Raw genomic sequence first — 14,320 nt, forward strand, 5'->3', positions numbered from 1 at the left:
CCTTATAACCGCATTCCCTTGCGGTTATCCAGCTCTGGCCTCAGAGTTTATCCATCAGATAACGATGCGCTTTCGATGCTGCGCTGGCGGCTTTGAAGATATAGCGTTTATCGTTCTTCAGTGCTTTCAGCCAGGAAGCGATATAGCTTTCATGCTGAACCTCTCCGACAATCCCCAGATCCGCCATCAGGAACGCACCTCCCAGCTCGGCGATCAATTCTTCAAACGCATAACCTTCACTGCCAAACTTCCCTTTCATCTCACGGTTCAGACGGCTTTTTGCGCCGCTCCAGTGTACCAGCTCATGCAGGCCAGTAGCGTAGAAATTGGCGGCATCAGCGAAAAGACTACGCTCCGGCAACCAGACTTCATCGGTAGACGGTCTGAAAAAGGCGTTTTGTCCTTTCTCAATGATGTTTGCGCCGCTATTCTGGAACAGATTTTCAGCCTCCGGCAACGTGTCAAAGGTTGCTTCTGGGCTGACTGTTTCAGTTGTCAGCGGAAGGCCATCAATTTGTTCAAGATTGAACACATTGAAGGTTTTCAGCATAGGGATCTGGTCGATTTCGCCGTCTTCGTTTTCCTTCTCTAAGGTTGTATAGAAAATGGCTGTCGTGCCGTGCTCGCCTTTGCGAACCTGCCCACCAACTGCCTGCGCCTGTTTGTAGGTCATCCAACGTGAATCACCGAAGCCCTGTTCTGACGCACTGCACCACAACAACATGATATTCATTCCGCTATACGAGATACCGGTTGCGAAGTTGGAAGGCAACCCAGACATGCCTGGTACTCGTTGCCATGGGCAGGACCAGGGTTTTACACCGGCTTCAAGCGCTGTAATGATGTTGTCGGTGACGGTCTGATAAATATCTGTTCTGGTTTGAGAAAATTTCGTTTTTGAGGAGCCTGACTGCTCCAGCGGGGATACGCTGGTCGCCGCTGCGGTGTTAGGGGCGCTAGTCTGGGTATGCAGGGAAATCGTCATGGTTTTTTCTCCGTCAGTGGTGTGATTTTCGTCTTCGTATCGCCTGACGGTTCGCTTTCCCGGCATCGCTCCGGCACGCAAGGGCGCAGCATGCGTGCCATTTACCCTTGCGGGACGGGTTGTGTTGGGAAACGATTAGCCGGAAGCTGATACGGGAACGGAAATCACTGGGGGAGAAAAAACTGCCCCTGCATAGGCGGGCGTAGCGCCCCTTGGTTTGCAGTGGTGAAAGAGGTTAAGGCTAGAGATCTGTAGTGGCTTGATTGACTTGAGGATAAGGTCTAAAAGGAAAATAAAAAGCAGGGGTGTTAACTCTTACAGGGTCTGCTACATGTAGCAGCTATAGCAAATGTATGAATAGTATTTTTTAAAAAAAACCAACCCTATAATTTAATAATCAATATGCTCTAGGCCGATTTTAAATCCTTAGTTTCATCGAGAAGTAATTACCTGAAGTTTCAGCTCCTTATTGAATATGAATGAAAAACATGTAATTTATTTCAACCCTGAGTAAGGAGAAACTTCTTTTACAATTCCAGCTTCTATTTTACTTTTTAAGTTTTAATGATGTTTTTTATAAAAACCATCCATTCCCAGCCATTATCGAAATAGAATCGCCAGTTTAATTTCAACTGTTTTTTGGATATCCAAAAAACATAGAGCATCTCTCAATAATCGATGGCAACATATTATCTATTAAATCATTCCTTAAAGCATGTCTGGAGTATGGCCGAGGTAAGATTATAGAAGACAACTCCTGTAATGTGATAACCGAGCTTGGAAAAACTGCATCTGAACCAGCTAAGATTAAAGCCTCACGCCCTAAGTGTATTACTGAGTCGATACAATCTGCACACATTGGCGAACTCTCATAATCCACTGCTTTTTTCTCAGAGTTGAATAGAGGAACCTTCTTTATTTCAAGTACCCAAGGGTTTTTCTTCGAAGCTCTGACACACTCAATTTTAATTCGTTTACAACAAGGGCACACCCATCGCTCATCATATCTATTCCAATATTTACCCCTGGTAGAGGAAAGGTGAGAAATCTCATTTAATGTTGGCTCACGTTTAGCGACAGACCTTTTTTTCATCCTCCAAGAGTTGGTTGTTCCTTTAAAAACCTCAGTGTTATACAGTAAACTTTCAGGCCAATACTGATCAAACTCTAACAATCCATTAACCCTAAAAAAATGCCTGGCTAAAGTTTCTGTCTGTTTAGCAGTTTTTTCTGATGGCTGGTACCAGTCTTGTTTTTCGGCAGCTATAGTTGCAAATTTCCTAGCCATATCCATGCGAATATTAAATACAGGCTCTACCCTCTCCCACACTTTTTTGGCAGCCTCAAAATTTATTTTATGTTCGCGATTACTGGCAACATGAATAAATTCCGATATCTCCGTTGGTGAAAATGAAAAAAAACGATGGCATTTAACTAAGCGCTTAGCATCAGCATCGGCTTTATTACAGTCAGAACATATTACCGTATTGTCATAGGCTGATAAAGAAAATGCTGTCTTTATGGCAAATCGTTCAGAGAGAGCATCCGCAACAATGATTTTTTTCTTTGTTGAGAATTCCTCAAAGAGGGACTTTACGACCTCTTTCATATGGTCATGATGTTCATGTAGTTGACAGCTTAAAAAATTATTTTTATTCAGCCTCACTATTTCTGATTTTTTCCTTCTGCAGCAGGGGCAAATCCACTCTACCGGGGTCATAACCCACCATTTATTAAGATGTGCCCCATCTGCTTTAAAAAGTGAAACTAAACGCTTTGTTGATAATGTGAATTCTGAATCAAGCCCCGAAAGGTCTCGCTGTGCAAGAGAGAGTTTGAATATTTCCCAATCCATTTTAGGCCTCAATCATTATTAACAATACTGCTAAGTATTTTACTCATCAACATCATCGAAAATACTCCGCCCTGAAGAAAAATTTGTACTCTGGGCTTCTTCTGTTTCTAATTCTTCGTAATCCACAGCCTCGGATTGCTTCTGCTTCAACCTATCTTTCTTAGTTTCGATTTCACGGATGAATTGTTCAGATTTTTGCCATTCATCTTCATCATAAAATTCCGCACAGTAAAGTTCATTGTTCTCGTCACGAAATCGCTCCAAAAGGCGTGTGACATCGTAGAATGCTTCGTCTACATCATCATCTGTACCCCAAGAATCCTCTATATCTTGGATTATTTCATTCATGTTAGAGTAAAACCTGATTTTTTGGACTGAAAGCCTGACTGCATTCTCTTCTTGCGAGAGTAAAACTCCGACAAAGTCAGCATCAATGAAACAATCTGAATAGTTTATTGCGGCAAGAACGCTCAGCCTGTCAAGTACTTTTATTCTGAGATCATCACCGAGTAGACCATTTTCATTCAGCCTACCCAATATTGTAAGGCTATTATCGTATCGTCTCGCAGAGTTGATTAAATCAAGCAAATTAGCCTTTGTTTTGTCGCTCTTGAAATAAAGCCCCAAGAATTCAGATGAACACCTGCTTGCTAAAAATGAGAGTATTGGCTTAGTGATGGAGGCTCTGTTGCCACTAGGATCGATGATGTCCAGAACGCTGTTGAACATACTGGGTGGCACGACCAGTTTTATCCCCTCAATACCCATATTCCCACAACTGATTTCCTCGATTAATCTTTCCTTTGTGACTCCGGAAAGGTAGATATCGATGAGTTCTGGATTACTGGAAACATCAGTTGCGAAAGCATCGCGAATGGTTGGATGGCGGAATTTCCAGTAGTGTTCGTCTTGTGTTTTGCTAATTCTGATGAGTGAATCATCTAATGCTGACAATGCAGCTTTTACGTCGCCAAGATTTGATTGCATGGACGTGATGATATTGGTTGTCTGAGGGTTTTCTAACCGAAGTGGGATTGGTAGTTCCCCTCCATTAGCAAATACGAGGGCTAAGGCCGCTCTTTCAGCGGGTGCAAGCCCACCAATAATGTCTGCCATGATCCCCGTGGGATTTGAGAAAAAATCAACGACCCTAACTTCGTTAGGCACAAGCTTATTTGTGAACTGCGGATTGGCGAATCTCCTGGCAATTTCCGGAAGAAATTTGGGCACTGATACTACTGACGGTAGAAAACTCTTTATTGCCCTTCGAAATGCTTTAGTCTGTTTCCCAAGCTTCAGGTGGTTGTACAGGATCATGGCTTTTTCAGGATCGGAGAGTTTCTCAACTTCAATTGTGACTCGGCTATCGTTGAATAACTCGAATTTATTTGTATTTAAGCGATTCTGGGCTGCACGGAAGATATAGCTGCGCGAAGTGAAAACCACTCGCGCTCCCTTATGTATAGCAGCTTTCAACTTAGGAAGCCTTTGATTCCACTCCTGGACTCGGTTAAAGTCGCAATGATTAGATCCAAAAGCATCGTCAACCCAAAAAAATTGTCCTGGATCGTCTGGGTTCCATTGCCTATCCAAATCTTCCGGCGAACTTAAAATCAGCGTTTGCAACCCCCACTCATCAGCCGCTGAAAGCGCTAACAAATTAGCTATCATAGTCTTACCACTTGCAGGCTCACCTATAAGCATCACGAATCCGTGATCCCTGAGAGCATGTGCACAACGTCGGTATGCCTCTGTAGGGACGAAGCATGCAAGATCTGGAGCAATCGAATCGAGAACACTTTTTGCTTGCCGGAATGCCTGATTTGTAATTATCTGGGAAAGATCACCAAGACCATATATTCGGGGTACCATACGCCTAAGACTTGGGTGTGAGGATATGCTGTGGTTTATCCATTCGGCCCCGTAAATCCTTGCGAACTTTGCACCAGCTTTCCGTATGTCCTCTTCCATCAAGGCGGCTGTTTCAGCGGAAACTGAACAATTAGTGAATAGAAGGTATACATCGGCCAGCCCTTTACTCACAAGCCGCTCAATCTTAGGAAGTTCATCACTAACAACTCCCTTTGAAAGCTTCATATCCTGTTTGCTGGAATGTTTACATTGAGTAGTAAAACTACTGCTGGTGTCATTGCCGAAACCAGTTCCAACCCAAGTGCCATAGAAAGCCCCATCGCGGCCGCCATCAACGCCGTCAGAGAATACTTGAAATGTCTGCCCAAGGGTCTCTTTCAAGATACATGATACGAGATCCTCGAAAGCTTTCCACCCAAGTTTGTGGAGGTCGAACTGGATTGATTGCATTGTTTTTTAGAATTTCGGATTTAATAGATACTTATTTTAAAGTGCATGTTGGGGATGTCTAGGGATTGATTACAAGAAGCGAGTGAGGTAAGTGTTTAGTAAGGGTCAACTCAGCACCGTCTGGTTTACTTCATCAGGTACTGTAATTTAAGCGTCCACTTATTTTTGCAGGTGGACACCTCCGTGAGTGCTAAAGAACGACGTTCCCGTAAGCATTATTCTCCTGAACTGAAACTCAGATTGGTCAAAATGGCCTTTGAAGCCAGCAAAGAAGGCAGCAGCGTTGCCGCGATTGCCCGTGAGTACGGTGTTAATAACAATCTGCTCTTCAAATGGATGCGCATCTGGCAGCGCGAAGGTCTCATATCACGACCGCGCGGCAAATACCGTAAAACCGCATCTCCCGTGCTGTTACCTGTTCAGGTTACTTCGTCAATGCCCGTTTTACCGCCCGTCACGACACCTGCTGAGCCGCAAGGCTGTGTCTGTCATGCCCGACTTCGTCAGGGTGAGATCACGCTGCATAATCCCTCAGTGGAGCTGATTAGTCTTATGCTTCGGGAAATGATGGGCGGAGAACCACCATGATGCATCTCCCTGCTGGCACTAGAATCTGGCTGGTCGCCGGTATTACCGACATGAGGAACGGCTTCAATGGCCTCGCTGCCAAGGTACAGACCACGCTGAAAGATAACCCGATGTCTGGCCACGTTTTTATGTTCCGGGGACGCAGTGGCAATCAGGTCAAACTGCTGTGGGCCACTTGCGATGGTCTGTGCCTGCTGACAAAACGGCTTGAGCGCGGCCGCTTCGCCTGGCCGTCAGCCCGCGATGGCAAAGTGTTTCTGACGCCGGCACAACTGGCGATGCTGATGGAGGGCATCGACTGGCGACAGCCAAAGCGGTTGGTTAACTCTCTGTCTATGTTATACAAATTCGTACCCCGATAATCTACCGGGCCATGAACAAGCATGCATCCAACGACATCCTTATGCTGAAACAGCGCCTGGCCAAACAGGAGGCGCTGATACAGGCCTTACAGGAAAAACTCAATGAATGTGAGCGAGAGATTGACCAGTTGCAGGCGCAGCTGGACAAACTCCGTCGTATAAACTTTGGCAGTCGCTCAGAATAGATATCTCGGCGTATCGCGCAGATGGAAACCAGCCTGAAGGCACTCCAGCAGGAAAGCGATACCCGCACTGGTCGGGTGGATGACCCAGCGGTTCAACGCCTGCTGCGCCAGCCCCGCACCCGTAAGTCCTTCCCTGAATCACTGCCCCGCGATGAAAAACGCCTGTTGCCAGCAGAACCCTGTTGCCCGGACTGCGGCGGTGCGTTGTGCTACCTCGGTGAAGATGCCGCAGAGCAGTTGGAGCTGATGCGCAGCGCCTTCCGGGTCATCCGCACCGTGCGTGAGAAGCATACCTGTCGGCGCTGCGACTGCATTGTTCAGGCAGCGGCACCGTCACGGCCCATAGAGCGCGGTATCGCCGGACCGGGACTGCTGGCGAGAGTGTTGACATCCAAGTATGCGGAGCACACACCGCTGTATCGTCAGTCGGAAATCTACGCGCGTCAGGGCGTAGAGCTGAGCCGCTCCGTACTGTCGGGCTGGGTGGATGCGTGTTGCCGGCTGTTGTCACCGCTGGAAGAGGCGCTGCAACGCTATGTGCTGAGCGATGGCAAGCTGCATGCGGAGGATACACCGGTGCCGGTACTGTTACCAGGGAATAAAAAGACGAAAACCGGGCGGCTGTGGACCTACGTTCGTGACGACCGCAACGCGGGTTCTGCCCTGCCGGCCGCGATCTGGTTCGCTTACAGCCCTGACAGGAAAGGCATCCATCCGCAAACTCACCTTGCTGACTTCAGCGGCGTATTGCAGGCGGATGCGTACGCCGGGTTCAATGAGCTGTATCGCGATGGCAGCATAAAGGAAGCCGCCTGTTGGGCGCATGCCCGCCGCAAAATCCATGACGTACACGTGCGAACGCCATCAACAACCACAGAAGGAGCGCTAAAGCGTATCGGCCAGTTGTACAGTATCGAGGCAGAGGTGCGCGGGCAGTGTGCCGAACAACGGTTGACCGAGCGCCAGTTGAGAGCAAAACCCGAGCTCAAGGCACTGGAAAGCTGGTTGCGGGAAAAGATGAAAACGCTGTCGCGACACTCAGAGCTGGCGAAAGCGTTCGAGTATGCACTGAACCAGTGGTCAGCCCTGATGTACTATGTGGAAGATGGCTGGGCAGAGGCGGATAACAACATCGCCGAGAATGCGCTGCGGCTGGTGAGTCTGGGGCGAAAAAACTGGCTGTTCTTCGGTTCCGATCATGGAGGTGAGCGTGGTGCGTTGCTGTACAGCCTGATCGGCACATGCCGGCTGAATGGCGTGGATCCAGAGCGTTATCTCAAACAGGTGCTAGGCATCATCGCTGACTGGCCGATTAATAGGGTCAACGAACTACTGCCATGGCGCATTGCCCTGCCAACTGAATAACCTGCTTCGTCAATACGGTTCTGGTCGTACGCTTACAGTGTTTACTCAAACAAGAACTGCTGTTAGTAGTAGTCAATGAAAATTGTCATTTCTGACGTAATGTCTAAGTAATGGGTTTAATAGTTGACGTAACCAGTGTTCGGTAGGTCTTTTGCCGATAATTTCGAGAATTGTGATTATCTCGATAGTCCAACACGCCTTCATCTCACGTAGTAGCCTGTGTTTCACAGCGCTTATCATAGCTTGATGACTGTAGTTTGATGTGTGCCGCATTGATCTCTTCCCTTTGTTCAGTACCGCCATAAAGTGCCAGACTGTGTCAAATAATTATAAATATCTAAGCGATTAATAGAATTTTATATTGAGCTACGAACGTCCGTTGCGATATCTTAATCAAAGATAGCGTCACTCAAAGGGAGATGGGCATGGCATCTGCGAGACAGGATTTTGAAAGCTTTGTTCGATGGCTATACCACCCTGAGAGGCAAGTTCAGGGTGACGTTCGCCGCTTGGCTACTTTGGCCCTTGCTAACTTTGACGAATTAGCGGGAACCTCGCGACAGCGAAGTCAGCGCTCCACATTTCTCGTCAGTCTAATGCGGCGAGAGCTCGGCAGCATAGCTGAGGTGCCTCCACCCGACATAGCTGAAGCAAACGCCGGTGTTTGGTCTTGGAACAGGTTGCGTCATCTGACACTCGGCCCATTTAGGGGATTCCGTGCACCTGAACCTTTCGATCTAACAAAGCAGATCATCCTATTCTACGGTCCAAATGGTAGCGGGAAAACCAGCCTTTGCGAAGGATTAGAATATGCCCTTCTTGGAGATGTCGAAGAGGCCGGAAGCAAACGCATTGCGGCGAGAACGTACCTATCGAATATACACGATAAAAGATTCGCCCCCCCAGTATTGAAGGCAACAGATCAACAAGGACGTGAGGTTGACGTTGTTGCCAACCTCGACACCTATCGCTTCTGCTTTATTGAAAAAAACCGAATTGATGCATTCTCAAGAATCGCTGCCCGACCCAATGCCCAACGCGCTGAACTGATTGCTACGCTATTTGGTATGGACCAGTTCAATGAATTCGTAAGAAACTTCAACGAAAGCATCGATGGACAACTTGTTCTAATCAGTGATCAACAGAATGCCTTGTCACTTCGCCGTAACGCGTTGGCGGCAGATCGATTGGCCGTTGAGGGTGCCGCTGCCTCCCTGCAAATATTAGATGAAGAGGAGTTGTCTCTGGCGAAGGAGTACGCAGTTGAACTCACATATCAAACCCTCAAGGGCTTGATTGGTACTGCTGAAGCTCCAGGTCGTCTTCAAGAGCTTGATGACATTTTGGGGGCGATTCCACCGAATATTCTTGGCACCACACGCCAAGGTCTACAAGACGCTTTTGCTGAGGCACATCAATGCTCCGAAGAACTTGATGCAGTAATCAATGATCTTCGTGCCAAAAGCGACCTAGTTTCCTTCAAGAATCTTTACAACTCTGTTCTCGCCCTGCAGAAGGCTATTGGAGATCGTTGCCCCGCTTGCGATACGCCACTGACAGGTGATGCTCGTGTTGCCGTAGATCCGTTTAGGAAAGCAACAGATGGCTTGGTGCAGCTTGGAGAACTGGGAGCCCTTCAAGACAAACAGCAAACTATTGAAGTAAAACTGGGTCAGGCATCTCGCGCGTTGCGGCAGATGCTAACTTCCTTCTGCACATTTATAACTGCTCATCAAGAAGAGGAAACAGCAATCGGTCGTTGGGTTTTGCAACTTCCTGCTGAGCCTGTCGGACGATGGTGGGCAAATATCTACCCCCAGTTGCCCGCAAGTCCGCAAGGATTGCCGTCATTTGAAGATATTCTCTCTTTTGTAGATCGCATGGTAGCTCAAGACGATGCGTCACGTAAGGCTCAGGGAGAGCGACAACCGCACATCGACGAACGTCGGCGACTCAATGAGTTTCAACTAAAGGTCCAAGCGCAAGATCTCAAACGGCAACAACTGCAAGCGGATATTGAAGCAGCGCGTAACCGAATCAAAGCCTTCGATGAAACAAATGCTGGGTTGATCGCGCAAGCGAATCAGGAAGCACTAGATATCGTCCGCGACACACCATACAAGACTGCCTATGACAGATTTCTTGAAGCATTGAGGTCTTATAGAGATCAACTTCCCGGACAGCTAATGGCAGGCCTAAACGAAGCAGCCAAAGATCTCTATAACGCTTTCAATCGTAATGATCGCGAAGAAGACAAGCTATCAGCGCTGTATCTGCCTTTAACCGATGATGGCAAGATCGAAATCAGTTTTCAGGGCAATCCTGATGTTCGCGTCGATGCGCTCCATGTGCTTAGTGAGGGACATATTCGCTGTCTCGGACTGGCAATCCTGATGACTAAGGCGAAGAGCATCGGCTGTCCAGTTATCGTCTTCGATGATGCCATCAATGCGATCGACCATGACCATAGAGGTGGAATCCGAGAGGCTATTTTTGAAAGTGACCACTTCACAAACACCCAATTGATCGTCACGTGTCATAGCAATGAGTTTATAAAAGATATCCAGCAACACCTGCCTGCTCAGCGTAGGAATGGGTGCCAGGTTTATCTACTAAGACATCACGATGGTAACTATCAACCTAGAGTAACCGGCAACATACCTAGCGCGAACTACATCGCCAAGGCCAGAGCAGCCAGAGAAGCGCTGAACGACCGAGATGCGTTGGCTGCGTCACGCCAAGCTTTGGAGATGCTGAGCGAGAAAACTTGGCGCTGGCTTGGAAGTCATGATCTTGGTGTGCTAAATCTCATGCTCGCTGGCGTCAGCGCTGAGCCCGGATTGAGAAACTTATGCGAAGCATTGGTCAAGAAATTGCGAGATTCTCCAACCTTTAATCACGCGAACAAAGAGCCACTTCTTACATCTTATGGGCGTATTTTGGGCATTCCCGTTAACAATCTTGTCTGGACCTATCTCAACAAAGGCACTCACGAGGAGGCAGACCGCGATGACTTTGATGGAGAACATGTGGAGTCCGTTGTCCAAACTCTTGAAGAACTAGATCGCCTCGATCTGCGAGCCGGCCGTTAGTGTAAGCATCCCGGCAAACCGGACCATTCACTTTTAGAGCTCTTCCGGCATACTGATTATGTCCCTGGAGGAGATCGCCATGCGCAAAGCACGATTCACCGAACACCAGATCATCGCCGTTCTGAAGTCTGTCGAAGCCAGACGCACCGTTAAGGATGTCTGTCGCGAGGCCGGGATCTCTGAGGCATCGTACTACAACTGGAAAGCGAAGTTTGGCGGTATGTAAGCCTCTGATATCAAAAGGATGAAAGACCTTGAGGATGAAAACCGCCGGCTGAAACAGATGTTTGCGGACCTGAGTCTCGAGTGCCGCGCCCTGAACGACGTTATTGAAAAAAGCTTTAAAACCAGCGATAAAGCGTGAGCTAGTCAGCTATCTGACCTCGCAGTTTGCCATGAGCTTACGTCAGGTATGCAGGACATTGTCGCTGAGCAGGACGGTATTTCGTTATCAGCCGGATACGCGACGTGATGAGCCGGTGATTATGGCGCTGACCGTGGCAGTTGAACGCTATACGCGATACGGATCTAAAAAGCTTTTTCAGGTACCTCGCAGGCAGGGCAAGACCTGGAACCATAAAAGAGTTCACCGTATCTACTGCCTGCTGAAACTGAATTTTCGCCGTAAGGGAAAACAGCGCCTGCCGGTGCGTAATCCGGCTCCTCTGGCAACACCAGAGGCGATGAACCAGAGCTGGTCCATCGATTTTATGCACGATGCGCTTATGTGCGGCAGACGCTTTCGGACCTTCAACGTGGTGGATGATTTTAACCGCGAAGCACTGGCGGTCGAAATTGATCTGAATATCCCGGCGCAGCGGGTTGTGAGAGTGCTGGACAGGTTCGTGGCAAACCCCGGATATCCGCTAAAAATGCGGATGGATAACGGTCCTGAGCTGGTCTCGCTGACGCTGGCACAATGGGCAGAAGAGCATGGTGTGATGCAAGAATTTATCAGGCCCGGAAAGCCCACGCAGAATGCCTTTATCGAACGGTTCAACCGGACGTACCGGACAGAAATACAGGATTTTTATCTGTTCAGGACGCTGAATGAAGCACAGAAAATTACAGAGCGCTGGCTGGCTGAATATAACAGCGAGCGCCCCCATGAATCCCTGAATAACCTGACGCCGGAAGAATACCGGCTGATGGCTAAAAACCCGGAAATCTCAAAAAGTGCGTGGAACTAAAACGGGTGTGCTTACATTGCGCTTCGACCGCTAGTGGAAGTTTAATTTTAGAAACAGGACATTTGCTATTCCCCCGCCCGCCAGGTTAGTCCCGATGTACTCTCTTCCGGATGCTGGGCAAAAATGGACACGCCATATATTGTGCTACTGTCCCATCAGACCATCGATATCCTAAACAGATAGGAGAAATCTTTAGGTAGCCGGAACTGGTATTCGTAATCTGTGTAATCTAAAGGGTGAAAATGCGATTAATAGGGCTTTACCGTTGATTTAGTATGATACTAAAGAGTATATTTGCAGCTACAGACTCTAGGAAATGGCCTGTAGTGCACTGACAGAATCGGGTCTCTGGTTGAAGGATGCAATTGAACGCCAGAGGAGTCATCTGGAACCCAACAGAGTTCGTATTCCCAAGAAGGAGTATATGGAAGCCAGCAAAGTGATGATGCAATAGCGGTAGGATTATCTGAATGGACGCTGGGGAAAATATACCGCAGCAATATTTTAGCCAATTATAAAAGCAAATATGCTGCCTAATCCAGGCGATTAATCATTAGGTAATTAAAGATATAACAGTTCTTTCCATTTCAGTTCTTTTAATAACTTTTTTTGTTGAAAATCCATCATATAATTACTGAAGTTTGCAATACTCACATAACATAATTATCAACATCCTCTACATTTCAATACAACAATTTTCAATCTGTTAAGTGGAAAAACTATAACTGAATCAGAAATAAGACTATTACATCATAAATTCGCGCCTCGGGAAATAATTAACATAGTTCACTAACATGAAAATCAGAAACTAACAGATAAAAGACCATTCTTTAAAATTCGTATAACCAAAAGAAATATGCACAACAACCACTAATTTTAATAAAGGCATTAATAAATAACAAAACATCTTGTCACACAAAAAAAACCAAGTATTATACAGTAGTCGGAAAGTTGCGAACTTTTATTTGATTTATGGAGACTCAATGAAGATTTATTTACAGGATTTTGTAATTCCAAAGTCAGCTAAATTTTATAAACTAACAAAAACCCTACAGCCAGAAACAATAAAACGCTGCCTCAATGAGTTATCAAAAGAAAAATTAGGTTACTTTCTCAATCATGAGATAAAAATAAACACAACAACACCCTCTGGGAAAAAAGCCACAGTATCATCGGCTTGTTTCAGAATAAACAACGACATAAGTTTCATAAAAAACAAAAAAATAAAAGAAATAAAACACGCCTTCATTATAATGATCGAGTTTGATAAATACTTAGCTATTTTCAAAAAAAATTGTTCAGATCCATTTTGGGTGCTAAATGAATATTTAGATTTATTCACCAGTAGTGAATTAAGTAGCTACATAGATGAAACCAACAACCCATGCTGTGAAAAATTGTCTGTAAATGGAATGTCTGTCGGAAAATACGATATACTGAGGAAATCATATGAAGCGCATAACCTAATGGATTCACTTCCAACATTTAACAGTCATCGTCTGATTCCGAGAACTGCTAAATTCAGTGAAAATAAAAATAACTATTCAATTTCTATAAATACAAACAGAATTACAGAATTCTCTGCAAAAGACTCAGTTCAAAATATAATAGACTGGTGTTTCAATTTTAAATCACGAATTGAGAATAATAAAACCTCTCAGTTTATGGAGCAATTTTCCTCATCAATCGATTTAAAAAACTTACCATCTGAAATCATCCCAACAGGGGTTTTGATTAATGTCAATAGATTAATTGAAAGTTTAGACGAAAACCTTGAATTACATTATAACTCGCTCCCAATATCTGATATAAGAAAAAATCATTTACTTAGAAAAAGTAAAGAATTGTTAGCTGTAAAAAAAGCAAAAAAAAACACTTATACTCTCATTGAAAGACATTTATTTTTGGTAAAGAATGAAAAATCATTCACATTCAAATCAAATTCCTTATCTAAATATAGCATCTTTGATGCGAACAATGGCACAAGGAAAAGCATTCTATCCTTCTTAAACTTAAAGGGAAGCTTTGATATAACCTTTTCAGAGCTAAGTTATTTTTACACAAACAAACGACTTTATAAAGACTCAAATATGATTCAAAACGTTAGATTTATAACAGGAATTTATGAAGGAGTTAAATCATTTGAATACGCATTAACTGAGAAAGGAGAAAAATACATATCAAAAACTAGTGTATCATTCCCTACTCACTCACTGTTCCATAGAGTTTAAGATTATTATAAAAATCAATCTGACATAATTATTTGCGATGATTTAGGAAGTCAAGAATGGGCTGACCACTTTATTTTCAAAAAAGTGAAATCAGGAACACCAAGTGTTATTCTCGTCCATAGTAAAGCTAAAGAAAAGACGTCAC

Annotated in this window: 7 protein-coding genes and 2 pseudogenes; 6 read left to right on the forward strand and 3 right to left on the reverse strand. The window is 45.5% G+C overall.

What is annotated here, in order from left to right; genetic code table 11:
- Positions 1 to 40 precede the first annotated feature (40 nt).
- The 3 genes from B880_RS0106050 to B880_RS0106060 form a co-directional block, all read right to left on the reverse strand.
- Entirely contained in the window at positions 41 to 985 is a 945-nt protein-coding gene (locus B880_RS0106050; RefSeq protein WP_017346487.1) for an ArdC family protein, read from the reverse strand.
- Positions 986 to 1,613: 628 nt separating this feature from the next.
- Positions 1,614 to 2,840 (reverse strand): hypothetical protein, encoded by a 1,227-nt coding sequence (locus B880_RS24775; RefSeq protein ID WP_051005680.1) that lies wholly within the window; start codon positions 2,838 to 2,840, stop codon positions 1,614 to 1,616.
- 39 nt (positions 2,841 to 2,879) lie between these two features.
- Positions 2,880 to 5,162: a hypothetical protein gene (locus B880_RS0106060; RefSeq protein ID WP_017346489.1), complete on the reverse strand. Its 2,283-nt coding sequence runs from the start codon at positions 5,160 to 5,162 to the stop codon at positions 2,880 to 2,882.
- 183 nt (positions 5,163 to 5,345) lie between these two features.
- Between B880_RS0106060 and B880_RS0106065 the strand changes: the two genes are divergently transcribed.
- The 6 genes and pseudogenes from B880_RS0106065 (at position 5,346) to B880_RS0106110 (ending at position 14,175) form a co-directional block, all read left to right on the forward strand.
- A complete protein-coding gene (locus tag B880_RS0106065; RefSeq protein ID WP_026042452.1) occupies positions 5,346 to 5,750 on the forward strand; it encodes a transposase in 405 nt (134 codons plus the stop codon).
- The gene (gene tnpB, locus B880_RS0106070; RefSeq protein WP_017346491.1) at positions 5,747 to 6,112 is read left to right on the forward strand and encodes an IS66 family insertion sequence element accessory protein TnpB; all 366 of its coding nucleotides are present in this window, start codon (positions 5,747 to 5,749) and stop codon (positions 6,110 to 6,112) included. Before B880_RS0106065 ends, tnpB begins: the two co-directional genes overlap by 4 nt.
- Positions 6,113 to 6,123: 11 nt before the next feature.
- Positions 6,124 to 7,662 (forward strand): annotated as a pseudogene (gene tnpC, locus B880_RS0106080) (IS66 family transposase).
- A 425-nt stretch (positions 7,663 to 8,087) separates the two neighbouring features.
- Positions 8,088 to 10,754 (forward strand): AAA family ATPase, encoded by a 2,667-nt coding sequence (locus tag B880_RS0106085; RefSeq protein WP_017346494.1) that lies wholly within the window; start codon positions 8,088 to 8,090, stop codon positions 10,752 to 10,754.
- A 79-nt stretch (positions 10,755 to 10,833) separates the two neighbouring features.
- A pseudogene (locus B880_RS0106100) lies at positions 10,834 to 11,944 on the forward strand (IS3 family transposase).
- Positions 11,945 to 12,927: 983 nt separating this feature from the next.
- On the forward strand, positions 12,928 to 14,175 hold the full coding sequence (locus B880_RS0106110) for a hypothetical protein (protein WP_017346500.1): 1,248 nt from the start codon (positions 12,928 to 12,930) through the stop codon (positions 14,173 to 14,175).
- The last annotated feature ends 145 nt before the right edge of the window (positions 14,176 to 14,320 follow it).

Source organism: Pantoea sp. A4 (assembly GCF_000295955.2).
Taxonomy (GTDB): domain Bacteria; phylum Pseudomonadota; class Gammaproteobacteria; order Enterobacterales; family Enterobacteriaceae; genus Pantoea; species Pantoea multigeneris.